We start from the raw sequence: 25,976 nt of genomic DNA on the forward strand, positions 1-25,976 counted from the left end.
TCGCGCGAAAATGGTTAACTTTGTTGCAAAAGACATATATACTAAAGATAGTATACAACGAGGTGGACAAGACGTGATTATAGAGAAGCACGAAATTCAAATTGACCAAATTACGAGTGGTAAGGTGAATATCTTTACTTTCTATCGAAATAGAAAGCAAATTGATGATCAGTTTTTACGATTGCAAGAACCATCGCTTACAGCAAACTACTTCTTCCATTTTCATTTTGATGCAGAGAGCTTGCATCTACTGCAGAAAGAGTTTCCAAGCGTATATCCGTACGACGGTAGTGAAACGATTCACGACTGGACGGAAAAGATGAAAGCAGAATTGCAACATCAGATCCAAACAGGAAAATGGAATAAACGCGTACGTATCGGTAATCGCATTCTAGATGTGGTGTTTACGTGGTGTGACGAAGATATAGTAGAGTGAAAAAGAAGCGGATGACGCTTCTTTTTTTAGCGCTGGAATAAAACGAGCTTACCTGCAGAAGATGTGCAGCGATGTGTTTTTTCATACAATCCTTTTTCTTGTAAAATAGATTCACCTTTTGCTTTCGCTTCTTTTTCAGTTGCCGCCTCGAATGATTCGTCTAATGCTTTTGAACCATCTTTTTCAAAGACTGTTAGAACGTATACTCCCATGAAAATTCCCTCCAATAATAAAAATCAGAATCTTATAACTATTTTGGCATAAATCACTAGAATATGCAAAGAAATATATGACATTGCGTGGTAAAATAAAGTGAAAGTTTTATGGACATTAGATTTACTATTCGTAGTAAAGTACGGAAAAAGAAAGGATCGTTATTTGTGAAACAAGTGAAGTTTATACATGCGGCTGATTTGCATTTGGATAGTCCGTTTAAAGGAATGGAGATGAATGTACCGCAGTCTGTTTGGGAGAGAATGAAGCAGAGTACGTTTGAATCGTTCGAACGTATTGTTGATAAAGCGATTCAAGAGCGCGTTGATTTCGTATTGCTAGCCGGGGATTTGTATGATGCGGAGACGAGAAGTTTGAGGGCGCAAGTGTTTGTGCGCGAGCAAATGAAGAGACTATCGCAGTACGATATCCCTGTTTTTATTATTCACGGTAACCACGATCATTTAGGGGGAAGCTGGGCAGCAATTGAGTTTCCGGAAAATGTTCACGTGTTTACGGAGCCTTACGTAGAAGAGAAATCATTTTATAAAAATGGTGAGCTATTAGCTTCTATTTACGGGTTTAGTTATTTGCAGCAAGCGGTAACGGATAATATGACAGCGCAGTATACGAAAATGAGTGATGCGCCTTTTCATATTGGCATGCTTCACGGAAGTGTGGAAGGGGATGCAGAGCATAATCGCTATGCACCGTTTCAAATTCGTGAGCTGAAAGAAAAGCAGTTTGATTATTGGGCTCTTGGCCATATACATAAACGTGAAATTTTATTAGAAGAGCCATACATCGTTTATCCAGGGAACATACAAGGTCGTCATCGTAAGGAAATAGGCGAGAAGGGTGCGTACCTGATTGAACTTACGAAACAAGGAACGCAATGTTCATTTTTCCATACGGCAGATGTTGTGTGGGATGAGATAGAAGTGAATATTGATGGACTTGAAACTGTTGATGATCTTATGACGGCAGTGTCAACAGCGATGAATGAATGTCGAAGAGAAGAGGAAGGGACGCTTTTAACTGCCGTATTTACAGGACAGGGACCACTTTCTCCTTATTTGCGTGATGAAAAACGTGTTGAAGAAATTTTTCATATTTTAGCAGCTGGCGAAGAGCGAAAAGATTTCGTGTATGCGATGAAGTGGAAAAATGAGACGGTCTCTTTTGCGGAAATCGAACGTTTGAAAGAAGAAAATCATTTCGTCGGTAGTGTGCTAAAGGAGTTAGAAGCTTTCACAAATATGGACGGCGTATTGCGCACCATTTGGACATCTCCTGTAGCGCGTAATAGTATTGAACCTTTTACAGAAGAAGAGAAGAAAGAGATTCAGAAGGAAGCGGAAAATATTATTTTAGAACAATTATTCCAGCAAGAGAGGGATAAAAAATGAGAATGGAAAAACTCCATATTTATGGGTACGGAAAATTAGAAAATGTGGAAATAGATCTTTCAACGCTGACGGTGTTGTACGGTGAAAATGAAGCGGGAAAATCGACAATTCGCTCGTTTATGAAAAGTATTTTGTTCGGCTTTCCGACGAGAGGACAGCGCCGTTATGAACCGAAAGAAGGCGGCAAGTATGGTGGTGCGATCACTGTACAAACAGAGAAGTACGGCCTTTTGAAAATTGAACGATTACCAAAGACAGCCAATGGCGAGGTAACCGTTTATTTTGAAGACGGGAAAACGGGTGGCGAAGAAATTTTACACGATATATTAACCGGGATGAATGAAAGTTTATTTGAATCAGTCTTTTCTTTTGATATGCATGGTCTTCAAAACATTCATCAGCTAGGCGAAGCGGATATCGGCAATTATTTATTTTCGGCAAGTGCAGTCGGAAGTGATGCGTTATTGCAGCTCGATAAAAAGCTAGAAAAAGAAATGGACCAGCGCTTTAAACCGAGCGGACGTAAACCAGAAATTAACGTGTCATTGCAAGAGATGAAGAAACTGGAAGAGAAGATGAAAGAGTGGCAAGGAAAAATTGGCACGTATGAAAAACAAGTTGAGCAGTTAAAAGAAAGTGAAGAGAAGCTTGTTTCTGTTCGCGCGGAAAAAGAGAATGCAGAAAAACGAAAGCAAGATTATGAAATATTAGCAGCGCTTGAACCTCTCGTTATTGAAAAACGTGCGTATGAGAAAGTGTTAGAAAATGAGAATGGGCAATTTCCTGTAGATGGAATGGCGCGCTATGAAGCGATTAAGGCAAAAATGGAGCCGCTTCAGTTGCAAGTTGATTCGCTCCATAAAAAAATAGAGAATGTGCAGTCAGAAATAGAATCGATTCAAATAGATGAAGAGTTTTTACAAAAAGAAAGTTATGTAGAAGACCTTCGTATGCAGCATATGTCTTACGAAAATGCACGCCAAGAAATGCGTGATGTAACAGGAACGATTACGAATATAAAAGAAGAGCTTGCAGAAATTGAGCAACAAATCGGCACTACTTTTGAAGAAGAAACAGTTCTTTCGTTTGATATGAGTTTGGCAACGAAAGAGTTAATTATGCAAACGGTGCAAAAGGCGCGCGAATTAGAAACGCAAAAAGCACAGCTTGATGATCGCTTTAAAGTAGCGCAGGAGCAATTAGAAGAACAAGAGGAAAACATAAGACAAATTCAGAAACAAATGTTAGCGGATGAAGAGCGAAATACGTTAGTTGAGAAAGAAAAGTCATTCCAAGATGCGGCGTTTATCGGTATGGGCGCTGAGCGAATAAAGCGCAAGTATGAGGAAAAAGCAGGAGCGGCGATGCAAAAGAAAAAACAGTGGCAAAGAGTTTGTCTTCTGTTACTTCTTATTAACACAGGCGTTTTGTTTACAAGCTTATTTATAGATAACCGAGCGCTCTTATTTATTAGTGTCATTGTTTTTGTAGGGATTGTTCTTGCTCTTGTTTTATATAAAGATCCGTCCAGTGGATTACAAGAAGAACTTCTTACTCTTCAGCAAAGTGCTGGCGGGAGACAAAGTGAAGAAGCGATGACTGTACGCTACCAGTTAGAAAAAGACGAAGAGATTCGTAAGTTATTTGAGCGTGAGTCTTATAAATTGCAGCAAATGGAGCGAGCGTATGATAAAGTCGTTTCATCGTATGAGGAATGGGAGAGAGAAACGTTCCGCATGAGCGAACAAGTCAATGTATATAAAAAGCGCTATACGTTCCCTGAATTTTATACGTATGCGCACATATTACCTGCGTTTGAGCGTATGGAAAAAATGCAGCAATTATATCGTGAATTAGAGAAACAAGCCAAGCGAAAATCTTCATTATATGAAATGATTTCGCAATTTGAACATAAACTAGAAACTGTTATCGGTAGTGCGGAGTATAGTAAGCTACACGAGGCACAAAGTCGTATGGAAAATGAGAAAGAGAAGCGCCAAACTTGTAAGCAGTTAAAAGAGAAGTTAGCTGAGTGGCAAGAAGAATATGAGTTCACACAGGAGCAATTGAAACAACTATTAGTAGAACGAGACAGTTTATGGCATATCGCAGTGTCTACAAATGAAGAGATGTTTTTAGAGGCAGGTAAGTTGGCAGAAAAACGTGAAGATGCTGAGAAACAAGTCGGGCGTTTATTACCGCAAATTGATCTGTTAGAACAACGTTTAACGAGTTTATCATTAGCTGAACATTATGAGGCTGATGGTTATGATGAAAAATTAAAGCAAGAAATGACAACCGCGCAAAACTGTCTTACGAAAGAGAAAGAACTGACAGAGCGCATTGCGAAACATCGTATGGAAATTGCGAATTTAGAAGAAGGTAGTACGTACGGTGATTTAATGCATGAATGGGAAATGAAAAAAGCGCAAGTGCGTGAACAAGTGAAGAAATGGGCTGCTTATGCGGCCGCCAAGACAGTGTTAACGAAAACGAAGCAATATTATCATGAAGTACATCTTCCTCGTATTTTACAAAAATCAGAAGAGTATTTCGTCTATTTAACAGGCGGCCGATATAGTAAAATCTTTTCACCGTCAGAGGCGGAGCCGTTTATTGTAGAGCGTAACGATGGTATGCGTTTTTATAGTCATGAACTAAGCCAAGCGACAGCTGAGCAGTTGTATTTATCGCTGAGATTTGCGTTAGCGAACACATTTGAACATGATTATCCATTTATTATTGATGACAGTTTCGTGCACTTTGATGCGGTAAGGACGAATCGTACGATTGAACTTATAAAGGAAATTGCAAAGGATAGACAAGTCATATTCTTTACATGTCATGCGCATTTACTCGCGTATTTTACAGAAAAACAGATTATAAAATTAACGCATATGCGTAAAGAAAACGAGTTGTAGTGTGCTATACTAAAAGTAACTGATTTGGTGGAGGAATTCGAATGAAAAAGAAAATTGCAGAGTATGAAGTTGGTGAACAAGTCGATGTTTTCTTGTTAATTAAAACAGCGACAAAAGGTATCGCAAGCAATGGAAAGCCATTTTTAACAGTAATCTTACAAGATCCAAGTGGAGATATTGAAGCGAAGCTATGGGACGTATCACCAGAAGTTGAGAAACAATATGTAGCGGAAACAATCGTGAAAGTAGCTGGTGACATTCTAAACTACAAAGGACGTATTCAATTACGTGTGAAACAAATTCGTGTTGCGAATGAAAATGAAGTTACGGATATCTCAGATTTCGTAGAAAAAGCACCAGTGAAAAAAGAAGATATGGTTGAGAAAATTACGCAATACATATTTGAAATGAGAAATCCAAACATTCAACGTCTAACAAGACATTTATTAAATAAGCATCAAAACGAATTTTTAGACTATCCAGCAGCTACGAAGAATCATCACGAGTTCGTATCTGGACTAGCTTACCATGTCGTATCGATGCTTGATTTAGCAAAAGCTATCTCAAATCTATACCCATCATTAGATAAAGACTTACTATATGCAGGCGTTATTTTACATGACCTTGGTAAAGTAATCGAATTATCGGGCCCAATTTCTACAACATACACGTTAGAAGGAAATTTACTTGGCCACATTTCGATTATGGTGAACGAAATTGGTAAAGCAGCAGACGAGCTGCAAATCGATGCAGAAGAAGTATTAATTCTTCAACACATCGTCCTTTCTCACCACGGAAAAGCAGAATGGGGTAGCCCAAAACCACCATTAGTAAAAGAAGCAGAAATTCTGCATTACATCGATAACTTAGATGCAAAAATGAACATGATGGACCGCGCATTAGGACGCACAAAACCAGGTGAATACACTGAGCGTGTCTTTGCACTTGATAATCGATCTTTCTATAAGCCGTCGTTCCATAATTAATATTGTGAATAAAGTGGCCTCATTAAGTTTTGAAAGCTTAGTGAGGCTATTTTTATAGGAAGTAAATAGTATGATACGAAAAATATCTCGAATTTGAGATAAATCTCTTGCTTTTTAATCACTTGAGGTGTAAAGTGATAGTAACGAAAGCGATTGAGTCATATGAAAAACATACACTCAGTTGTTTTCGATTAAAAACAAAGTAACTTATACAGTAAAAACTAAGATGAATTTACAAAAACATAATTAAGAATAAATTGAAAAGCTAAAAACCATATTAGTTGTGGGAAATGTTATTTTTTTAGTTATCACTTGACTAGTAAAACGAAACGGAGGAATAACCAATGTATGAAATTAAAGGGCATCATCACATTTCAATGGTTACGAAAAATGCAAATGAAAATAATCACTTTTATAAAAACGTGCTTGGCTTACGTCGTGTGAAAATGACAGTAAACCAAGATGATCCGTCAATGTACCACTTATTTTATGGAGATAAAACAGGAAGTCCAGGCACGGAATTATCATTTTTTGAAATTCCATTAGTAGGAAGAACATATCGCGGCACGAATGCCATTACTCGAATTGGATTACTCGTTCCTTCAGAGGAAAGCTTACATTACTGGAAAGAACGATTTGAGAAATTTGATGTGAAACATAGTGAAATAACAACATATGCAAATCGTCCTGCTTTGCAATTTGAGGATGCTGAAGGTCTTCGCTTAGTACTACTCGTTTCAAACGGAGAAAAAGTAGAGCACTGGGAAACTTGGGAGAAATCAGAAGTTCCTGCAGAGCATCAAATTCAAGGAATGGGTTCTGTAGAAATGACCGTTCGTAGACTTGATAAAATGGCGAGTACACTTACAGACATGTTTGGTTATACAGAGGTTAGCCGCAGCGAAGAGGAAGCAATTTTCCAGTCCATTAAAGGAGAGGCTTTTGGAGAAATCGTTGTGAAATATTTAGATGGTCCTACTGAAAAACCGGGCCGCGGTAGCATTCACCATTTAGCAATTCGCGTGAAAAACGATGCAGAGCTTGCTTATTGGGAAGAACAGGTGAAACAAAGAGGCTTCCATTCTTCAGGAATCATCGACCGTTTCTATTTTAAAAGCTTATATTTCCGCGAATCAAACGGAATCCTATTTGAAATTGCGACAGATGGACCAGGGTTTACAGTTGATGGAGATGTGGAACATTTAGGAGAAAAACTTGATTTACCACCGTTCTTAGAAGATCAGCGTGCAGAGATTGAAGCGAATTTAGCACCGATTGAAGAGAAGTAATAGAAGAAAATATACAACTTTAACATATAAATGAAACCCATTGGAGGAATATAAAATGAACCAATTAAAAGGAATTCACCACGTTACAGCGATTACAAGTAGTGCAGAAAAAAACTATGAGTTTTTCACTCACGTTTTAGGAATGCGTTTAGTTAAAAAAACAGTAAACCAAGATGACATTCAAACGTATCATTTATTCTTTGCAGATGATAAAGGTAGTGCAGGAACAGATATGACATTCTTTGACTTCCCAGGTATTCCAAAAGGAGTACACGGTACGAATGAAATTTCAAAAACTTCATTCCGAGTGCCAACTGATGCAGCATTAGCATATTGGGTGAAACGTTTTGACCGTCTTGAAGTAGAACATACAGGAATTAAAGAGCAATTTGGTAAGAAAACTCTTTCTTTCGTTGACTTTGATGACCAACACTATCAATTAATCTCAGATGAACTTGATAACGGTATAGAATCAGGTACACCATGGCAAAACGGACCAGTTCCGTTAGAATATGCAATTACTGGTTTAGGCCCTGTATTCATTCGTATCGCGAACTTTAGTTTCTTCAAAGAAGTGTTAGAAAAAGTTTTATTATTTAAAGAGGTTGCGCAAGAAGGAGAATTCTATTTATTTGAAGTGAACGAAGGTGGAAACGGTGCTTCTGTCATTGTAGAACATAATACGGTTCTTCCAGAAGCACGACAAGGTTTTGGTACGGTTCACCATGCTGCATTCCGCGTAGAAGATCGCGCTGTATTAGAAGAATGGATTGAGAGAATCAGTAGCGTTGGACTTCCTTCATCTGGTTATGTAGACCGTCATTTCTTTGAATCATTATACGCAAGAGTTGCACCACAAATTTTATTTGAATTTGCAACAGATGGCCCAGGATTTATGGGAGATGAGCCATACGAAACACTTGGCGAAAAATTATCTTTACCTCCATTCCTAGAGCCAAAACGTGAAGAAATTGAAAAATTAGTTCGTCCGATTGATACAGTGAGAAGTACGAAGGAATTTATTAAAGAGTAAAAATATAGAGATAGTAAGTAGGAGAGCAAGTAGTTTTAGCGGAGTGCTGGAACTGCTTGCTTTTTTATTTATTCTAGTAAGTTTTCTGACAATTGTTTCTCAAGTTATTAAAAAGGAAAACTTTGGTATAATTAATTAAAATATTAAATTTTCTGATAATTATTTTTCAATGCATAGAAAAGGAGTGGTAATATACAATTTTGATAATTGTATAAAAATACTAATTTTGGAGAAAAGGGGATGCGGAGTGTATGGGAGCAGATGTAGTAACGCGGGAGCAAATGAAACATTCTTTAGATGATTGGTATCGTGTAATGTTGCAGCAAAATATAGAGAAAGCTACGGAAATGAAAGAGGAGATTGAAAGTAAGATTAGTGGTTTGGACGTGGATCAGGATGTATTGCTTTATCATGCGTTGTTGAATTTTAGATATGATGCATTAGTGGATTGGATTGGGGTTAGAGAAGATAGTTTTGATAAAGTGGAATCTTTTGAAATCCCGGCAGAAGGTGTTCTAGCTTATTACTATCACTTTTTTAAAGGGTTTCATTGCACATTAATTTCAAATTATAACGAAGCGAAAGAACAGTATGAGCAAGCTGAGAAGTTATTGAAATATATTGCAGATCCGATAGAACATGCGGAGTTTCATTATCGGATGGGGAATTTCTATTATCAAAAATATGACCAAGTTCATGCAATAGATTACTTGAATAGGGCAAAAGCAGCATTTTTACAATATCCAGGTTATGAAATAAAAGTAGGATTATGTGAAAATGCTTTTGGACTATGTTGTGTAGACATAGATCACTATGAATTAGCGGAAGAAAACTTTAATTCTGCTATGGAAGTATTGCAAAAAGCAGATCAAAAAAAATATATGCTAATGGTTCGGCATAATTTAGCTTGGCTTTATGCTAGTCAAAATCTTTCAGAATTAGCAATTCGTCACATATCTGAGGTGACCAAAAACTACCCAGAACACTTTAAAGCCTTATTTGTAGAAGCGCGTGAACATTACAAATTAGGACAATATAATTTAGCGAATCCAATCGTTGAAAAAGGTTTAAATATTTGTGTTGATTTAGGAGAAAAAGAATTTCAACATCGGTTTAAAATTTTGAAAGAACTCAATGGAAAATCTTCAGTATCAATTATTGAAGATGTAATTTTAGAAGGACTTTCTTATTTTGAGAGAGAAAGATTATGGGATTGTATTCAAGAATACACTGAAATTTTAGCACTGAAATTTTATGAATTTGATGATCATGTTAAGGCAAGTAAATATTTTTATATGAATAATAAGGCTCAAAAAAATATATTGGAAAAGGGAGCGTTAAAATAATGAAGAAATTTCGTTTGGCTATTGTTGGGACTGCATTAGTAGGGGTATTATCAATTGGGTTCAATAGTTCTTTTACAAATCAAGCTGTAAATATTGGTGACACAGGAGGGGCACCAGCAAGACCAGACTACGTTAATATTGGTGACACAGGAGGAGCACCAGCAAGACCAGACTACATTAACATTGGCGACACAGGCGGAGCACCAGCAGATAATAAAGGCGACGGCGGAGTAAGCCAACTATAATAACAAAGAAAGGGACTTCAACATGAAGTCCCTTTTTCTATTTTCAGGCCATGTAGAGAAAAGAATTGACTTACTTTAAATATGTAACTATAATAGTTACAAAATAACCATTAGTGACAGAAATGAGTTATATTTTTTTAGTTTAATTGTAACTGTATTAGTTACAATTAAAAAGAGAACATAAAATAACCAAAAAATGTAAAAACTTTTAAATAGCAACAAGAGAAAGGAGACGGGAACTTTGAAACGGTTTAAGTTTTATATGATTAGCGGTATTGTGCTCGTTTTGTTAATTGTTTGTAATTTCGTCGATAAGCCGATTGCGAAGGTTGGAGAAGTGAAAGATACTGTTATGATGAAGCTGAATACGAAAGAGAGTATGGCGCAAATTGATGGGCAGACGATTTATTTTAAACAAATTGGTGAGGGAAAACCTCCTTTACTTATGCTGCATGGGTTTGGTGGTTCTTCTGATGGGTTTAGTGATATTTATCCGGAACTAGCGCGAGACCATACGATTATTGCGGTTGATATTTTAGGGTTTGGGCGTTCTTCTAAGCCAGTTGATTTTCAGTATTCGTTTCCTGCGCAAGTGAATTTATATTATAAGTTAATGAAGAAGCTCGGATACGATCAGTTTGCAGTGCTCGGCCATTCAATGGGCGGAGAGATGTCCCTCAATTTAGCGTATTTATATCCAGACGCAGTGACGCATCTCATCTTGGCGGATGCTACAGGGATAGAGTCTTTCCAGCAAAAAGAAAGTTATGAAGTACCACCGCTATCGACGGACTTACAAACTGTAACTGAGATTACGAAGTATAATAAAAATGAAGTGAAAAATAGTCGTGATGATAAAGAGCATTATGATCAGCTTACGAAAATGAGAGAGCGCCGCATTGCGATGGAAGCTGATAAAATTAAGGTACCGACTTTAATTATATGGGGACGACATGATAAAAGTGTTTCTTGGAAAAATGGTGAACTGTATCATGAGCTATTTGCGAATAGTACGTTTCATATTATTGAAAAAGGATACCACGCACCGTTTCGTCAGGAACCAATTGAGTTTATGGAATATGTACAAGCATTTTTCGCGAAGCATCCACAATAAAAATTTTAAGCATAAATCCACTTCCTTCCTCATAAAGTGAAACTAATAAGGCTTGTCTAAGGAAAGGAATGAAGTGATTTGGAAACTTTACCATGGTGGGTGTATCTTGTGATTGTCGGGATTGTACTAAGTGGCTACATGGTTTTATATACTTCGAAAAAAGAGCAAGATATGGATAATGAGTTTATTGAAAAAGAAGGCGAAGTATATATGAAGCGTTTAGAAGAAGAGCGTGAGAAACGTAATCAGGATAGTGATAAAGATTCGGTATTGCTTTAATAAAAATTTTGAAAGGCTACCACCTAGTAGGATTTTATATCTAGGTGATAGCCTGTTTTTCTGGGGGAGCAGTATATGTTCATCAAGCTAAGGTTATATTAGTTTAATTTTACATGTATAAGAGAGTCATCATAAACTTTTATTGATGGTATTTATATATATTTTTACTCATAAGAATGGAACTAGTGGGGATTTTACTGGGGGGGGGATTAACAATGCATAGGGATGAAACTTCATTACATCCTGATACAGGTGTTACATCTGTAATGTTTGTTGAGCGTTCATTAAATGAAATTCGTTTTTGGTCTAGAATCATGAAAGAGCATTCTCTTTTTCTTCGCTTAGGGTTTAGATGCGAGGATACGCAATTAATCGAAGAGGCTAATCAATTTTATCGATTGTTTGAACATATTGAACAAATAGCGCATTCCTACACAAATGAAACAGATCCTGAGCAAATCAAAAGATTTAATGCAGAAGTACAACAAGCCGCAACTAATATTTGGGGGTTTAAACGAAAAATTTTAGGGTTGATTCTCACATGTAAATTGCCAGGACAAAATAACTTTCCACTGTTAGTTGACCATACAAGTAGGGAAGCTGATTATTTTAGAAAACGTTTAATACAATTAAATGAAGGTAAATTAGATGCTCTTCCTGATGCTATTATTAAAGAAAATGTTTTCTTTTTACGGATTATGGCAGACCATGCTAAATTTATTGGCCATCTTCTTGATCCGTCGGAAAGAAAGCTTGTAGATACAGCACGAAATTTTAGCAATGATTTTGATGAATTGATGTATCAAGCAATTGACTTAGAATCTATGAAACCACAATCCCAAACAGCTCCTCTTTTAGATCAATTTTTAGATCAAAATCGCGTGTCAGTTGCATCTCTTCGGGATTTTAAGAAAACAGCACGTGATTTAATTGAGCAATGTAAAATAAAGAGCATTATTCATCCATTATTAGCAGACCATGTTTTTCGTGAAGCTGATAGATTTCTTGAAATCATTGATATGTATGATGTTCATCTTACAAATATTCAATCACAACCTAGATATTAGAAGATAAGGAAAGATACTATTTTTCCTTAAGCTGAGAAGTTAACAATTTATTGTTAGCTTCTTTTCTTTGTGATTAAAATTTTCTTTTAAGGACTACATAAATCCCTTTGACCAAATATGTAATTCTTTGTAAAATGTTATATATGGAAAGATTATGAATATACAGGAAATCTATGGGTAGTAGATTCTAATAAATTACTCGGGGGAAATTTATTAATTAAGTATATTAACTTTTTTACATTAAATTTTACAACTAAAGGGGTATTAGTAATCATGAAAGCAAAAAAATTAGTAAGTTTAGCATTACCAGTTATGTTATTGAGTGGTTGTATTACAATTGAAACTGATGGTAAGAAAGCTGAAACAAAGAAAGAAGAGACGCAAAAGGTAGAGAAAGAGAATAAGACTTCTGAAAAAGAGAGTAAGTCAACTGATAGCAAGAAAGAGGATAGCTTATCTGTAGCGAAAGGTGAAGGTACAAACAGTAGTTCATCAAGTAGTCAACAAAGTTCCTCTTCTAATTCTTCAACTGGTAAGGTAACTGGTTCTGATGTTGAAAGGTATAAGGCAGATATCATAAACGGTGCTACTCAAATTGAAGATACAATGAAATTAATTGAAGGAATAGCAGATTCAGACGTAAAATCATACAAACAAAAGAAAAGTGAAGTACAACTAAGTTTAGGTGGAGCAAAGGCAACAACGAAGAAACTGAAGAATTTACAAGCGCCCCCTGAGTTACAGGGAGAACAGGCGAAGATAAAGCAATCGATGGAACTGTATGCGGATTGTTTTCAACTTCTTTTTGATGCATTGGACCAAGAAGACGAGAGTAAAATGCATCAATCATTAAGTAAAGCACAAGAAGGTTCAAAACTGTTTGAAGAGGCAGCGAAGAGTATCGGTAGTAAAACCAACTAAAAATAAAGTATTTAAAGGGGTATTTGTAAGTGCAGTTGGTGCAAGTGAAGAGTTAGGAATTAGTTATGGAAACACATTACAAATTTATCATATGGACGATAATGTTCGTATTCGATATGTAAAACAATAAATAATTGGTGAAAAACTCTGTAATAAATTTTACAGGGTTTTTTATTAGTTTTAATTTAATTTCTTCATTATCTTTCCAGACGCTGTCCATACTAGTATAAGTTGAGAAATGAACAAAACGATAATGATAGGAAGATAATGTAACTACATAGTAACTGTAACCATCTAAAGCCCAATTCATACACTATGGTGGAGGATTTTCACCTAATAAGCGGATGAAAAAGGAGCGTAATGATGAAAAAACGTATTGTTAATGAAGCGGGAGGAAGTATACCACAACCAATCCGCAGCGACGGAGCAGGTGCGATTGATTCTGGACCTCGTAATGTTATGCGGGATATTCAAAATCCGAATATGCTTGTTCCGCCTATAACGGATGCAGGGTTAGTTCCTAACTTGAAGTTTTCATTCTCGGACACTTCTATGATTTTGAAACAAGGCGGGTGGTCTCGGGAGATTACTGCTCGGGAACTACCGGTTTCGACGACGATTGCGGGAGTAAATATGAGTTTAACGGCTGGTGGAGTACGAGAACTACATTGGCATAAAGAAGCGGAATGGGCGTATATGCTTTTAGGACGGGCACGTATAACGGCTGTAGATCAAAATGGACGGAATTTTATTGCTGATGTTGGACCAGGTGATCTTTGGTATTTTCCGCCTGGTATTCCGCATTCCATTCAAGGATTGGAACATTGTGAGTTTTTGCTCGTTTTCGATGATGGGCATTTTTCTGATTTATCTACTTTAGCTATTTCTGATTGGTTTGCACATACGCCGAAAGAAGTGCTATCGGCTAACTTCGGAGTGCCGGAAAGTGCTTTTCATTCCATTCCTTCAGAGCAAGTGTATATTTATCAGGGAGAGGTACCAGGTTCGCTTGAGAGTCAGGAAGTTCAGTCGCCGAAAGGAGAAGTTCCTTTAACATTTAAACATGAATTGTTAAAACAAAAGCCGATTAAGACGCCTGGTGGTAGCGTTCGAATTGTAGATTCTACAAATTTCCCTATTTCGAAAACAATCGCAGCAGCGCTCGTTGAAGTGGAGCCTGGTGGAATGAGAGAGCTTCATTGGCACCCGAATAATGATGAGTGGCAATATTATCTTACCGGGCAAGCGAGAATGACGGTGTTTCTTGGAAATGGTACAGCTCGAACATTTGATTATAGAGCTGGTGATGTCGGATATGTACCATTTGCGACGGGGCATTATATCCAAAATACAGGTGACGAAACATTATGGTTTTTAGAGATGTTCAGAAGCAATCGTTTTGAAGATGTATCGTTAAATCAATGGATGGCACTGACTCCTAAAGAAATAGTGGAGAGTAATATACGTGTTGGGCCGCAAGTAATGGATTCTCTGCGTAAGGAGAAGTGGCCTGTTGTGAAATATCCGGGATTTTCATATAGTCCGAAAAATGATGAGTAAAATGAAAATTTACGTTATTCTTTCTGGAGAATGATAAGAAAGGATGGCGTATTTTTTTATGCTTAATCTAGTCTTAACTAGTATCTGTTCGTTGTATTATTGTTCGGGAAATTATTATAGAAGAAAAATATATGAAATCGACATACTACATAGCTTTATTTTTAGGTGTAACGCACAAGTTGCACAGCTAACGCAACGACAACTCGCTTTACTCTTCATTATGTATTTGTCCATACTAGACGTAGAGAGGTGATAAACACAGTATGATTTTTAGCGAACGTTTAAAAGAAGAACGAGAAAAACGAAATTGGTTGCAACATGATTTGGCTGAAAAAATTCATGTAAGTAGGCAATCTGTTTCGAAATGGGAGACGGGAAAGAACTATCCGAGCATTGAAATTATTATTCATTTAAGTGATCTGTTCGGTATTACAATTGATGAACTGCTAAGGAGTGATGAAGAATTGACGCAGAAAATAATTGAAGATAGTAAGCAATTGGCGTATCCAAAATGGAAGGTGTTTTTGGATAGTCTATTTATGATAGGAGTATTTTTGTTTATTGCAAAAATCGTTGTATGGATGCTAAATAAGTTTGCTGGAGCAAGTATTACAATTGTAGCAGATGCGCCATATGTAATGAATCTTTTGCCCCTTGTATTCATGATTATAGGTGGTATAGGTTCTGATAAGTTGAAGAAAATATATAGATAAGAGAAAGATTTGAAAGAAATCCCCGACACTAGCTGTTCTTTTCACTTAAATTGTGTACTATAAAGGATAGGATGACATAAAGAAGGGGACGTATAGAATGGAATTTCATGAACAGAAAATTTTGCCGGCAGTGAGGCAAATTAAAGATTTGGAAAAGCTATTACATAGTTCGTATGAATATATCGTTATTTTAGATATTCATGTCGGCCAATTGAAGAGTGTTATATCACTTGCGAAGCAATATTGTAAAAAGGTATTTTTACATGTGGATTTAATTCATGGTTTGCAGAGTGATGGGCATGCGACGGAATATTTATGTCAGGAGTTTAGACCGTACGGGTTACTTTCAACAAAGGCGAGTGTTATTATGAAGGCGAAGCAAAAAGGTGTTGTGGCAATACAACGCATCTTTTTAATCGATTCGAGTGCGATGGAGAAGAGCTGCAATCTTTTAGATAAGACGAAACCGGATTATATTGAGGTACTTCCTGGAGCATTAACGGATGTTATCGCTGAAGTGAAAGAGCGTACTGGTGTACCGATTTTAGCAGGTGGTTTTATTCGTACTGTAGAAGATGTGGAAAGAGCATTAAATGCTGGTGCGACAGCAATTACGACATCAAAACGTGAACTATGGAAACATTACCAAAAAAAGTGACGAAAATGTGAATTTTTTCGTTGACACCGCTTTCATTTACGGTTAACATTATAGACAAGTTAATAAACGTGACGGAGAAAAGTAGAGATCCACATTTCATTGTTTCTATATAAATTTATATAGAAGCGTGCAAGCTGTGGGTCTTTTTCTTTTGACAAAAACGAATGGCCATTCATTTTACCTCTATCACATTTGAAAGCGTTTAAATTGATTGTGGAGGGATACTATGTCAGCATTTTTAGGAGAGTTAATAGGGACTGCGTTGTTAATCGTACTTGGTGGCGGCGTTTGTGCTGGTGTAAGTTTAAAGAAATCGTTTGCGAAAGATTCAGGTTGGATTGTTATTACAATGGGCTGGGGCTTAGCAGTAGCGGTTGCAGCGTATGCGGTTGGATCAATTAGTGGGGCACATTTGAATCCAGCTTTAACGATAGGATTAGCATTTAAGGGAGCGTTCCCATGGAGCGACGTACCAGGTTATATCGTAGCACAAATGATTGGGGCAATTATCGGGGCAGTTATCGTATATTTACATTACTTACCACACTGGAAAGAAACAGAAGATCCAGGAACAAAGTTAGGTGTATTTGCAACAGGTCCAGCAATTCCGAACACATTTGCAAACCTTTTAAGTGAAATGATTGGAACATTCGTTTTAGTATTTGGTATATTAGCAATTGGTGCAAATAAATTTGCAGATGGATTAAATCCATTTATCGTAGGTTTCTTAATTGTAAGTATTGGTTTATCATTAGGTGGGACAACAGGATACGCAATTAACCCAGCGCGTGATTTAGGTCCGCGTATCGCACACTTCTTCCTTCCGATTGCAGGAAAAGGCGGTTCAAACTGGAAGTATGCATGGATTCCAGTAGTTGGTCCAATTTTAGGTGGATCACTTGCAGGTTTATTCCATCAAGTTGTATTTGAAGGAAAACAAAATTCAGCACTTATTTATGTGATTATCGCAACTGTGATTGTACTAGCAATCTCTTATATGACAAGTAAAAAAAGCGGAAGCAATACAAATAGTAGAAAAGTAGCATAAGGGGGAAACCGATATGAAAAAATATATTCTTTCATTAGACCAAGGAACAACAAGCTCACGCGCAATTCTTTTCAATAAAAAAGGTGAAATTGTTCATTCAGCTCAAAAAGAGTTTACACAACATTTTCCAAAGCCGGGCTGGGTAGAGCATAATGCACAAGAAATTTGGGGATCTATTTTAGCAGTTATCGCAACTTGCTTAAGCGAAGCAGATGTAAAACCAGAACAAATCGCAGGTATCGGTATTACGAACCAACGTGAAACAACGGTTGTATGGGATAAAACAACTAGTAAACCAATTTACAACGCAATCGTATGGCAATCTCGCCAAACAGCTGAAATTTGTGATGAGTTAAAAGAAAAAGGTTATAGCGAAATGGTTCGCGAAAAAACAGGTCTTTTAATTGATGCATACTTCTCTGGTACGAAAGTAAAATGGATTTTAGATAACGTTGAAGGTGCAAGAGAAAAAGCAGAAAACGGCGATCTATTATTCGGAACAATTGATTCGTGGCTTGTATGGAAACTATCTGGTGGTAAAGCACACGTAACAGATTACTCAAACGCATCACGTACGTTAATGTTTAATATTCACGACTTACAGTGGGATGATGAGCTTCTAGAAATGTTAACAGTACCAAAGAGCATGCTTCCAGAAGTGCGTCCATCATCTGAAATTTACGGAGAAACAATTGATTACCACTTCTTCGGCCAAAATGTACCGATTGCAGGTGTAGCTGGTGACCAACAAGCAGCATTATTTGGACAAGCTTGTTTCGGTGAAGGTATGGCGAAAAATACTTACGGAACTGGTTGCTTCATGTTAATGAACACTGGTGAAAAAGCAGTAGCTTCTGAGCACGGCCTATTAACAACAATTGCATGGGGAATAGATGGTAAAGTAAACTACGCATTAGAAGGAAGTATTTTCGTAGCAGGTTCTGCAATTCAATGGTTACGTGACGGAATGCGCATGTTTAAAGATGCAAGTGAGAGTGAAGTGTATGCGAGTCGCGTTGAATCAACTGACGGTGTATACGTTGTACCAGCATTCGTTGGACTAGGAACACCTTATTGGGATAGTGAAGTACGCGGCGCTATGTTTGGTGTAACACGCGGTACGACGAAAGAGCATTTCATTCGTGCAACGCTAGAATCTTTAGCTTACCAAACGAAAGATGTATTATGCGCAATGGAAGCAGATTCAGGTATTGAACTGAAAACATTACGCGTTGATGGCGGAGCGGTTAAAAATAACTTCTTAATGAAGTTCCAAAGTGATATTTTAGATGTTCCTGTAGAGCGTCCAGTAATCAACGAAACAACGGCTCTAGGTGCAGCATACTTAGCTGGTCTTGCGGTTGGATATTGGAAAAACCAAGATGAAATTAAAGAACAGTGGCATATGGACAAACGCTTTGAACCAACGATGGAAGCGAAAACAAGCGAAGAGCTATATGCTGGATGGAAAAAAGCAATTGAAGCAACAAAAGCTTTCAAATAATCATAAACAGTGTTATAATGGTGACAAGTTAATAATTCGGTAGGAGATTTGGAGAGACCACAACGCGCTATAGAGGCGAAATCTATAGCGGAGTTTGTGGTCTCTTTTTTCGTTATCAAAGGGAGGAATTACCATGAAATTTTCAAGTAAACAACGTAAAGACGTATTAAACGGAGTAAATAAACAAGAGTTAGATGTGATCGTAATTGGTGGAGGTATTACTGGTTCTGGTATTGCATTAGATGGAGCAACACGCGGGTTATCAACAATTGTGTTTGAAATGCAGGACTTTGCAGCAGGTACATCAAGTCGTTCAACGAAGCTTGTACACGGTGGTCTACGTTATTTAAAACAACTTGAAGTGAAAATGGTAGCAGAGGTGGGTAAAGAGCGCGCGATCGTATATGAGAACGGTCCCCATGTAACAACACCAGAGTGGATGTTACTTCCGTTCCATACAGGCGGTACGTTCGGATCATTTAGTACATCAATTGGTCTTCGTGTATACGACTTCTTAGCAGGTGTAAAACGAAGCGAGCGCAGAAAGATGTTTAACCGTGAAGAAACATTAAACAAAGAGCCTCTTGTAAAAAAAGAAGGATTAAAAGGCGGCGGTTACTACGTAGAATATCGTACAGATGATGCGCGTCTTACAATTGAAGTAATGAAAGAAGCAATTGAGCACGGTGCAAAAGCTGTTAACTACGCAAAAGTAGATAGTTTCTTATATAAAGATGGAAAAGTATGTGGTGTACGTGTAATCGATTTACTAGACGGAGAAGTATACGAAGTTTACGGTAAGAAAATTGTAAACGCAGCTGGCCCTTGGGTAGATACACTTCGTGAAAAAGATAACTCGAAAAAAGGAAAAGTACTTCAGTTATCAAAAGGTGTTCACTTAGTAATTGATCAAAAACGTTTCCCATTAGGTCAAGCGATTTACTTCGATACACCAGATAAACGTATGGTATTCGCGATTCCACGCGGCGGAAAAACATATGTAGGTACAACAGATACGTTCTATGATAAAGACGCAGCTGTACCACAAATGACAACAGAAGATCGCACGTACATTATTAATGCGATTAACTACATGTTCCCAAGCGTGAAAATTACAGAGAAAGACATCGAATCAAGCTGGGCTGGTGTACGTCCATTAATTTACGAAGAAGGTAAGAGTGCATCTGAAATTTCTCGTAAAGACGAAATTTGGACTTCTGAATCTGGTTTAATTACAATCGCAGGTGGTAAATTAACTGGATACCGTAAAATGGCTGAAATGGTAGTAGACTACGTAACGAACTTACTACAAAAAGAAGGTCATAGTGCATATCCGAAGAGCGACACGAAACATATGCCGATCTCTGGTGGACATGTAAGTGGTTCACAAGGATTCCCAGCATTCGTTGCGAAAAAAGCAGGAGAAGGTACGAAATACGGTTTAACGACAGCACAAGCAGAAGAATTCGCGAAATTCTACGGCTCTAACGTTGATGTACTATTCGACTTAGCGAAAAAACATAAAGACGAAGCGAAAGAATATAACATGCCGCTAGACGTTCTAATCCCACTTGTATACGCAATGGATTACGAAATGACAGCAAAACCAGTCGACTTCTTCGTACGCCGCAGAGGCGCTGTATTCTTCAACATCCACTGGGTATACGAGTGGAAAGAAGCAGTAATCAACTACATGGCTGCGAAACTAGGCTGGAGCAAAGAAGAACAAATGAAATATACAGCTGAACTAGAAAAAGCACTAACAGACGCTGTAATTCCTGTCGATCAACAAGAACAGGCGGCTGCTTTAGCGTAAAATAGAAAACCACCTGAAGGGGAGCCTTTAGGTGGTTTTTTCTCTTGACTAAAAATAAATAAAATGTGTTACAATGATGATAGAGTATTTAGTATGAATTTTGCATAAAATAAAGAAGACAGAAGCCTGAGAAACTTCTGCCTTTGTAACCTAACTTGCTATTGTGGTGGTAGTAGGTGCGGTTATAAGACAATTACATTAACGTTTTAGCCGAGAACCGCCCTTACCTTTTCCACGAAGCAGGGTGGTTCTCGCTTTTTTGTATACAGAAATTAGCCACGGACCGACGTATCTTCTACCGATGACAACGCCAGCTCCGGTTAGGATACCATACACTAATTTAATTACAAACATCGCGATCATATTATCACCTCCCCCCCTTTTTTCAAAATGGAAGAGATGATTACCACACCTACTAGTTATAGCTTATTAAGTTACGTATTCATTGTATTATGTTTTAAAATAGGGAACAAGACATATGGATGAAAAGCCCTAGTTTTAAATGGTTGGTTAGTGTGTAAAGTGAGGCTTGTCATCTACAACTTGTTTGTGAGGTGCCTACAAGTTAAGGTTTTCATTTGAGTTACGTTTCTTTTCTTTAATTTCATTAAGTTGTTCCATCAAGAATATAGCATCAGATTTTGTTAATTCAACTTTCGGAATGCCATTTTCAAAAATGATATATGTTTCTTTTAGTTCGTCAGTAAGTAAGCGTTTTTCACTATGGCTTACAGAAGCAATAACAGGTTGCTGGTTAATCTGAGTTTCTTTATGTTGCTTATCTTTTTGTATAGTTTCCTGTTCTTCACCATCATTGATATCTTCAAGCTCTTTTCTCCAATCGTTACGATCATCTATAATGGCTTTTATAAATCTATCCATAGCAGTAAATATTGTTATAGAAATCCATGTCATATAATCTGTGATTGGATTTGGAATATCCAGTTCTATTAATACACTAAAATCTTTAAAACTCTTCAAGATTACTAAAATAATGATTAAAAAGTAACTTATAATTCGCCTGACATTTTGTTCTACTTTATTTCTTGTTAAATAAACAAACATAACTAAAAAAATAGGGATACTTAAACAAAAAATATAAAATAGATGTATCGAGATATTATGGAAAGTAGTGATTCCGACTATTATTACAAACAAAATTAAATCATATACCAAAAATGTATAAAGGGTTTTAGAAGAATTTTGTATTCGGTTTATAATATAAAAATTTTTATCAGCAATTTTTTTTGATATTTTTCCAATTATGCCTTTGTACTCTACACCGTGTGCTCGTAAATTAGATAAAGTGCTTCCAAATAATATGATTACTGTTAAATAAATTGAACATACGTAAACAAATTTATTTACCGCTTGTTCAATTTTAAATAGAAGTGTATCAAAAGTGGTATAAATAAACCAAATTGTAGCAATTAACATTATAACTTCTATAACTATCATGAATCCGGATAGTTGTTTTTTGAAGCTTTTAATTAAAAATGATGAAATAAATTGACTTATCTTTTCTAAAATAGGGACTACAATCTTAGTTACTAAAAAATATACTGGAACGGGAATTAGTATAAACATCATTAATAAATATATAATAAAACCTGTTAAATCACTCACATCTTTTTCCTCCAAAACTATTATTGTCGCTATCTAGATTTACTCCAATGTATTGTACCTCCTGTAAATCTGGAGAATACTACTAGAAATTGATTTGCATCTAGTTGTGAGTAGGAGACCGACAATATTTTTGATTGGTAAAATTCACTGTTGAGATCCTCCTTAATGAAATATTTATTATATTTTCCGTTTACTCAAGGTGTCCTTGTTATAAATTTCAAAACCTTTGAATCGCCTCGTTATAAAATGGTTAATCTTACTGGTATTATACATATGTAAATGATAACAGCGTTCAAATGAAATACACAGTTGAATTAGAAAAAGCATTAACAGACGCTGTAATTCCTGTAGATCAACAAGAGTAGGCGGCGTTAGCGTAAAATAAAAACCACCTGAAGGAGAGCCTTTAGGTGGTTTTTTGTGTGTTATTTATCGGATAAGAAGTGTGGAGAATTTGTTGGTTTTGATATTATTATGAAATAGTGGATTATTTAATCGGGTGTTAGGAGGACTCAATTAAATGGGTTCTCTTTTTAATTTAGTTAAGGGCACCTTGTTCAAAGAAAATCACCTAGAAGTTTTCCGGTAATGACTTTGATAAAAACATTTATGGCAATCCAGAACTACTAGAAAACTAAGACAAAGCCCTTATTGCAAACTTAAAGAGCGCCTTGGGAGAAAGACGCTCTTTAGGTGAATGTATTGTAACGACTATTCGGTTTATTATATGTAATTTGCTGAGGAAGTGTTTTATAAAACATGTTATTATCAATTACATTTTTTTATTTAATTTATAAAACTTTTCCATACAGTGCGTCGTCTAATATATGGGAAGGAGGAAATGCTGTGGATGAATTAACGATAGAAGCGTTTGAAATAGAAGATAAGGAGGACCTTATCGATGGAATAATGAACAAGTATGGACAAGAAGTCTTACAGCTTGTGTATTCATATGTGAATAATAAAGAGGTTGCGGAGGATGTAACGCAAGATATATTTGTGAAATGCTATAAATCTCTTCATACATATAAAGGGAAATCGAATGTGAAAACGTGGTTATGGAGAATTGCGATCAATCATTGTAAGGACTATATAAAAAGTTGGTATAACAAAAAGGTAATCGTTACAGAGGATGAATTTGCGTATATTGGGATTCAAAATGATAGTGTCGAACAAACTGTTATTCAAAATGCGGAGGACCGTGAGCTCGCTTCTGCAGTAATGAATTTACCGATAAAATATCGAGAAGTGATTTATCTATTTTATTATGAAGAGCTTTCAATTAAAGAGATTGCTATGGTAATAGACGTAAAGGAAAATACGATAAAAACGAGACTGAAAAAAGCGAAGGAACTTTTGAAGGAAGGATTGGAGGAATAATCAAATGGAAGATCGATTAAAAGGCTTGCGAAAATCAATGGAGAACACAACGTTTAAACATTTGAGTTTTTCTGATCAACACCAGAAGCAGGTGCGCGAAAAAATTAAGCAATCGTCCGAAAAGGAAGAAGATATCCTTTTAGCAGTGTTACAACTTCTTATGAATGAAAAAACAGGTTATGAATTGATGCAGTTGCTAAGAGGGAGAGGGATTCAAAAATTCGAAGGTGATGAAGGGTCTCTATACACTTTATTACATCGTTTAGAACGGAATCGCTTTATCCAATCTAGCTGGGATCACGCAGGAGCTAAATATTATCAATTAAATGATAAAGGAAACAAGATGCTGCGAAAGGCAGAGAAGAATGCTACGAAGGCACGATTTATATTAAAAGGCTTAGTACAGGAGTGAGAAAAAATTGAACAAAAAAGGGGAGCGTTTTTTAAAAGAAGTTACGAACCATATTAAATCAAAAGAAGCGAAGGACTTAGTAGCAGCTGAACTAAATTTTCACTTGAAACAGGCGAAGAATATGTGGATGGATAAAGGATTAAGTGAGGAAGTTGCTGAAGATAAGGCTGTTGAACAAATGGGGAGTCCGATTAAACTTGGCCGGGAACTTAACAAACTTCATAAGCCAAAGGTGGATTGGTTCTTACTTATTTTATTAGTAGCTGCTATGGGGTTAGGGTTTTTACCAATAATCGCTCTTGGGCATACGAACGATTTACTAATGAACAAAGTAATTTTTGTAATTCTCGGCATTGCAACAGCTGTTGGGATGATGCTGCTTGATTACCGGAAGCTAGAAAGACTCGGGTGGCTGTTTTATACAATTGGAATACTTATCTTGTTAGCTATAAAATGTTTTCCGACTGGTTACGTGATTGGGGAAGCGATAATAAAAATTGGCCCCATCAAAATTGACTGTTTAATGACGATACCATTCTTCTTTTTAGCTTGGGCTTCGTTTTTCAATAATAGTAGGTTAAAGTTTATACATCTTCTCATGTTGTACGTATTTTCTTTATATTTATTTTCAACTATATCAATTCTTTTACCCATTTTCATCTACATTACGATGGTATTTGTTATGCTTTGGTGGAGTAAGTTAGGAAAGAAAACGGCATGGCTCATTACGATTTTACCTATTGTACCATTGATTATTAGGGATCTACTTTCCTGGTCTGCTGTAAAAGAATACCGTATGGCCAGAGTTTTAGGAATGTTAAACCCAGAGCATGATCTATGGTATTTACGTTTAAAAGAGGCGATGTCTTCAGCAGGTTGGTTTGGTACATATGAAAATATAAAGTCTATCCGTGCTGCCCATACTGATTTTGTATTTGCAAGTTTGACTTACTATTATGGATATGTACTTGCGCTAGTTCTTGTCGTGATTCTTTCTCTTTTTGCAGTAAGAATAATGAACATAGCTTATAAAATAAATGATGGTTATGGTAAATTGCTTCTCGTTGGCGGAGTGACTCTTTTTGTAATCCATTTTATTTGTAACGTTGGCATGACCCTCGGGATATTACCACGTGTTTCTATATCATTACCTTTTATTAGCTACGGATTGATACCAACTCTGTTTCATGCATTTATAATGGGAATCGTACTAAGTGTATATCGACGTAAAGATATGTCGTTTAGAATGAGAAAAACACCTTGATACTTATTATAAGTTGTATATAAAAGTATTCATTATTATGATCAAGTACAAACGGAAATAGATAGTAGAAGAGGGTTATGATAAATAACCCTCTTTTCGTGTTTAAATAAGTGCACTCTCTTTAACAGAAATACATAATTCAGAACGAGAGATTGATTCAGTTAGTTGCTGTAAATAAGAGTATTCTTCCGCATCTTTTTCAAAAGTGTTAGGATCCAATAAAGGTGAAGAAAGAAGTACAACAATCGTAAGTATGTCTGCATCATGAGAGACGATGTTATAACCTGCAAATACAGGTCGTTTTAAGTCTTTTACTTTTTGAATCATCTGATGAAATTTCGTAACACTTATATTGATTTGTGCGAATGGAAAGCATTTTTGGGTAGGATTCTCGATGGTCTTTCTAATTTTATAATCGTATACATAGTAGTACTTTTCTTGCTGCTCAAGTGTTTGCAACTCTTTCGTTAATAAGTGGTATTTGTCTGTAAGTCCAGTTGTGAGTGCACGATGTTCTTCGCCAACTAATAATGTGAAAGGTCTTGGTGAGGAAATTGAAATGGTGCGGAAGTTTAGGTTAGTAAAAGTTTGATTAGATTGTAAAATGGTATGTAATTTTTCGGTAGGAAATTCACCGTCATAAATAGCAATGAAATAATGATTCATATTTCCACTCCTTGTTTTTTCTAAAATGATATATTCTACTTTAAAGGTGCAAATCCTGCGCAAAAAAAGA

At 36.5% G+C, this 25,976-nt stretch carries 26 protein-coding genes; 22 read left to right on the top strand and 4 right to left on the bottom strand.

From position 1 onward, the window contains the following. Nucleotides 1-73: 73 nt before the first annotated feature. On the top strand, nt 74-436 hold the full coding sequence (locus tag ACS2QP_RS17640) for a hypothetical protein (RefSeq protein WP_000582792.1): 363 nt from the start codon (nt 74-76) through the stop codon (nt 434-436). 26 nt (nt 437-462) lie between these two features. On the opposite strand, the gene ACS2QP_RS17645 is transcribed toward ACS2QP_RS17640, so the two are convergent. Beyond that, nucleotides 463-648: a YhzD family protein gene (locus ACS2QP_RS17645; RefSeq protein ID WP_000539551.1), complete on the bottom strand. Its 186-nt coding sequence runs from the start codon at nt 646-648 to the stop codon at nt 463-465. Nucleotides 649-816: 168 nt separating this feature from the next. Between ACS2QP_RS17645 and ACS2QP_RS17650 the strand changes: the two genes are divergently transcribed. The 18 genes from ACS2QP_RS17650 to glpD all read left to right on the top strand — a co-directional run bounded on the left by ACS2QP_RS17650 (nt 817) and on the right by glpD (nt 20,558). Continuing rightward, nucleotides 817-2,058, top strand: a complete 1,242-nt coding sequence (locus tag ACS2QP_RS17650) for a metallophosphoesterase family protein (protein ID WP_142293353.1) — start codon at nt 817-819, stop codon at nt 2,056-2,058. Next, on the top strand, nt 2,055-4,979 hold the full coding sequence (locus ACS2QP_RS17655; protein WP_438882695.1) for an AAA family ATPase: 2,925 nt from the start codon (nt 2,055-2,057) through the stop codon (nt 4,977-4,979). Before ACS2QP_RS17650 ends, ACS2QP_RS17655 begins: the two co-directional genes overlap by 4 nt. Before the next feature lie 41 nt (nt 4,980-5,020). Then, a complete protein-coding gene (gene yhaM, locus ACS2QP_RS17660) occupies nt 5,021-5,965 on the top strand; it encodes a 3'-5' exoribonuclease YhaM (RefSeq protein ID WP_000726642.1) in 945 nt (314 codons plus the stop codon). A gap of 344 nt (nt 5,966-6,309) precedes the next feature. Then, nucleotides 6,310-7,254: a ring-cleaving dioxygenase gene (locus tag ACS2QP_RS17665; protein ID WP_048656396.1), complete on the top strand. Its 945-nt coding sequence runs from the start codon at nt 6,310-6,312 to the stop codon at nt 7,252-7,254. 55 nt (nt 7,255-7,309) lie between these two features. Further along, entirely contained in the window at nt 7,310-8,287 is a 978-nt protein-coding gene (locus ACS2QP_RS17670) for a ring-cleaving dioxygenase (RefSeq protein ID WP_063535816.1), read from the top strand. Between the two features lie 251 nt (nt 8,288-8,538). Next, nucleotides 8,539-9,633 (top strand): hypothetical protein, encoded by a 1,095-nt coding sequence (locus tag ACS2QP_RS17675; protein ID WP_332285278.1) that lies wholly within the window; start codon nt 8,539-8,541, stop codon nt 9,631-9,633. Continuing rightward, complete coding sequence (locus ACS2QP_RS17680; RefSeq protein ID WP_000714514.1) at nt 9,633-9,878, top strand: Phr family secreted Rap phosphatase inhibitor; 246 nt, start codon at nt 9,633-9,635, stop codon at nt 9,876-9,878. The genes ACS2QP_RS17675 and ACS2QP_RS17680 overlap by 1 nt, the downstream gene beginning before the upstream one ends. Before the next feature lie 241 nt (nt 9,879-10,119). Beyond that, the gene (locus tag ACS2QP_RS17685; protein WP_139310374.1) at nt 10,120-10,992 is read left to right on the top strand and encodes an alpha/beta fold hydrolase; all 873 of its coding nucleotides are present in this window, start codon (nt 10,120-10,122) and stop codon (nt 10,990-10,992) included. A gap of 78 nt (nt 10,993-11,070) precedes the next feature. Then, entirely contained in the window at nt 11,071-11,271 is a 201-nt protein-coding gene (locus ACS2QP_RS17690) for a sporulation YhaL family protein (RefSeq protein WP_000449223.1), read from the top strand. Between the two features lie 215 nt (nt 11,272-11,486). Further along, nucleotides 11,487-12,338, top strand: a complete 852-nt coding sequence (locus ACS2QP_RS17695; protein ID WP_000554486.1) for a DUF2935 domain-containing protein — start codon at nt 11,487-11,489, stop codon at nt 12,336-12,338. A 273-nt stretch (nt 12,339-12,611) separates the two neighbouring features. After that, nucleotides 12,612-13,259: a DUF7018 domain-containing (lipo)protein gene (locus ACS2QP_RS17700; RefSeq protein WP_332285279.1), complete on the top strand. Its 648-nt coding sequence runs from the start codon at nt 12,612-12,614 to the stop codon at nt 13,257-13,259. Further along, nucleotides 13,219-13,389, top strand: coding sequence for a hypothetical protein (locus ACS2QP_RS17705; protein ID WP_332285280.1), 171 nt, complete (start codon nt 13,219-13,221; stop codon nt 13,387-13,389). The genes ACS2QP_RS17700 and ACS2QP_RS17705 overlap by 41 nt, the downstream gene beginning before the upstream one ends. A gap of 233 nt (nt 13,390-13,622) precedes the next feature. Next, nucleotides 13,623-14,819 (top strand): oxalate decarboxylase family bicupin, encoded by a 1,197-nt coding sequence (locus ACS2QP_RS17710; RefSeq protein ID WP_332285281.1) that lies wholly within the window; start codon nt 13,623-13,625, stop codon nt 14,817-14,819. Between the two features lie 263 nt (nt 14,820-15,082). Then, on the top strand, nt 15,083-15,532 hold the full coding sequence (locus tag ACS2QP_RS17715) for a helix-turn-helix domain-containing protein (RefSeq protein ID WP_332285282.1): 450 nt from the start codon (nt 15,083-15,085) through the stop codon (nt 15,530-15,532). 97 nt (nt 15,533-15,629) lie between these two features. Next, the gene (gene glpP, locus ACS2QP_RS17720) at nt 15,630-16,190 is read left to right on the top strand and encodes a glycerol uptake operon antiterminator GlpP (RefSeq protein ID WP_000394285.1); all 561 of its coding nucleotides are present in this window, start codon (nt 15,630-15,632) and stop codon (nt 16,188-16,190) included. Between the two features lie 226 nt (nt 16,191-16,416). Beyond that, a complete protein-coding gene (gene glpF, locus ACS2QP_RS17725; RefSeq protein WP_001272200.1) occupies nt 16,417-17,238 on the top strand; it encodes a glycerol uptake facilitator protein GlpF in 822 nt (273 codons plus the stop codon). Between the two features lie 13 nt (nt 17,239-17,251). Next, a complete protein-coding gene (gene glpK, locus ACS2QP_RS17730; protein WP_000760011.1) occupies nt 17,252-18,742 on the top strand; it encodes a glycerol kinase GlpK in 1,491 nt (496 codons plus the stop codon). Nucleotides 18,743-18,875: 133 nt separating this feature from the next. Further along, entirely contained in the window at nt 18,876-20,558 is a 1,683-nt protein-coding gene (gene glpD / locus ACS2QP_RS17735) for an aerobic glycerol-3-phosphate dehydrogenase (protein WP_063535821.1), read from the top strand. A gap of 198 nt (nt 20,559-20,756) precedes the next feature. On the opposite strand, the gene ACS2QP_RS17740 is transcribed toward glpD, so the two are convergent. Together ACS2QP_RS17740 and ACS2QP_RS17745 are read right to left on the bottom strand one after the other, a co-directional pair. Continuing rightward, nucleotides 20,757-20,921 carry a hypothetical protein gene (locus tag ACS2QP_RS17740; RefSeq protein ID WP_000561154.1) on the bottom strand — a complete coding sequence of 55 codons (165 nt, stop codon included), beginning with the start codon at nt 20,919-20,921 and terminating at the stop codon, nt 20,757-20,759. A 195-nt stretch (nt 20,922-21,116) separates the two neighbouring features. Next, on the bottom strand, nt 21,117-22,184 hold the full coding sequence (locus ACS2QP_RS17745; protein ID WP_332285285.1) for a hypothetical protein: 1,068 nt from the start codon (nt 22,182-22,184) through the stop codon (nt 21,117-21,119). A gap of 846 nt (nt 22,185-23,030) precedes the next feature. On the opposite strand from ACS2QP_RS17745, the gene ACS2QP_RS17750 reads away from it, so the two are divergent. Genes ACS2QP_RS17750 through ACS2QP_RS17760 form a run of 3 tightly spaced genes read left to right on the top strand, consistent with a single transcriptional unit; the run spans nt 23,031 to nt 25,240 of the window. Next, nucleotides 23,031-23,564, top strand: coding sequence for a sigma-70 family RNA polymerase sigma factor (locus ACS2QP_RS17750; protein ID WP_438882696.1), 534 nt, complete (start codon nt 23,031-23,033; stop codon nt 23,562-23,564). Nucleotides 23,565-23,568: 4 nt separating this feature from the next. Then, nucleotides 23,569-23,976 (top strand): PadR family transcriptional regulator, encoded by a 408-nt coding sequence (locus ACS2QP_RS17755; RefSeq protein WP_000390150.1) that lies wholly within the window; start codon nt 23,569-23,571, stop codon nt 23,974-23,976. A gap of 7 nt (nt 23,977-23,983) precedes the next feature. After that, nucleotides 23,984-25,240, top strand: coding sequence for an FtsW/RodA/SpoVE family cell cycle protein (locus tag ACS2QP_RS17760; protein ID WP_149215001.1), 1,257 nt, complete (start codon nt 23,984-23,986; stop codon nt 25,238-25,240). A 102-nt stretch (nt 25,241-25,342) separates the two neighbouring features. On the opposite strand, the gene ACS2QP_RS17765 is transcribed toward ACS2QP_RS17760, so the two are convergent. Further along, nucleotides 25,343-25,906: a hypothetical protein gene (locus tag ACS2QP_RS17765; protein ID WP_332285287.1), complete on the bottom strand. Its 564-nt coding sequence runs from the start codon at nt 25,904-25,906 to the stop codon at nt 25,343-25,345. Between the last annotated feature and the right edge of the window lie 70 nt (nt 25,907-25,976).

The sequence above is a fragment of the Bacillus cereus group sp. Bce019 genome, from assembly GCF_051781745.1.
GTDB classification, from domain to species: domain Bacteria; phylum Bacillota; class Bacilli; order Bacillales; family Bacillaceae_G; genus Bacillus_A; species Bacillus_A cereus.

Excerpts from the sequence above, each read along its gene's own strand:
- ACS2QP_RS17645 (WP_000539551.1), bottom strand. The coding sequence starts at position 648 with ATGGGAGTATACGTTCTAACAGTCTTTGAAAAAGATGGTTCAAAAGCA.
- ACS2QP_RS17655 (WP_438882695.1), top strand. The coding sequence starts at position 2,055 with ATGAGAATGGAAAAACTCCATATTTATGGGTACGGAAAATTAGAAAAT.
- yhaM (WP_000726642.1), top strand. The coding sequence starts at position 5,021 with ATGAAAAAGAAAATTGCAGAGTATGAAGTTGGTGAACAAGTCGATGTT.
- ACS2QP_RS17665 (WP_048656396.1), top strand. The coding sequence starts at position 6,310 with ATGTATGAAATTAAAGGGCATCATCACATTTCAATGGTTACGAAAAAT.
- ACS2QP_RS17670 (WP_063535816.1), top strand. The coding sequence starts at position 7,310 with ATGAACCAATTAAAAGGAATTCACCACGTTACAGCGATTACAAGTAGT.
- ACS2QP_RS17675 (WP_332285278.1), top strand. The coding sequence starts at position 8,539 with ATGGGAGCAGATGTAGTAACGCGGGAGCAAATGAAACATTCTTTAGAT.
- ACS2QP_RS17680 (WP_000714514.1), top strand. The coding sequence starts at position 9,633 with ATGAAGAAATTTCGTTTGGCTATTGTTGGGACTGCATTAGTAGGGGTA.
- ACS2QP_RS17695 (WP_000554486.1), top strand. The coding sequence starts at position 11,487 with ATGCATAGGGATGAAACTTCATTACATCCTGATACAGGTGTTACATCT.
- ACS2QP_RS17700 (WP_332285279.1), top strand. The coding sequence starts at position 12,612 with ATGAAAGCAAAAAAATTAGTAAGTTTAGCATTACCAGTTATGTTATTG.
- ACS2QP_RS17710 (WP_332285281.1), top strand. The coding sequence starts at position 13,623 with ATGAAAAAACGTATTGTTAATGAAGCGGGAGGAAGTATACCACAACCA.
- ACS2QP_RS17715 (WP_332285282.1), top strand. The coding sequence starts at position 15,083 with ATGATTTTTAGCGAACGTTTAAAAGAAGAACGAGAAAAACGAAATTGG.
- glpP (WP_000394285.1), top strand. The coding sequence starts at position 15,630 with ATGGAATTTCATGAACAGAAAATTTTGCCGGCAGTGAGGCAAATTAAA.
- glpF (WP_001272200.1), top strand. The coding sequence starts at position 16,417 with ATGTCAGCATTTTTAGGAGAGTTAATAGGGACTGCGTTGTTAATCGTA.
- glpK (WP_000760011.1), top strand. The coding sequence starts at position 17,252 with ATGAAAAAATATATTCTTTCATTAGACCAAGGAACAACAAGCTCACGC.
- glpD (WP_063535821.1), top strand. The coding sequence starts at position 18,876 with ATGAAATTTTCAAGTAAACAACGTAAAGACGTATTAAACGGAGTAAAT.
- ACS2QP_RS17740 (WP_000561154.1), bottom strand. The coding sequence starts at position 20,921 with ATGATCGCGATGTTTGTAATTAAATTAGTGTATGGTATCCTAACCGGA.
- ACS2QP_RS17755 (WP_000390150.1), top strand. The coding sequence starts at position 23,569 with ATGGAAGATCGATTAAAAGGCTTGCGAAAATCAATGGAGAACACAACG.
- ACS2QP_RS17765 (WP_332285287.1), bottom strand. The coding sequence starts at position 25,906 with ATGAATCATTATTTCATTGCTATTTATGACGGTGAATTTCCTACCGAA.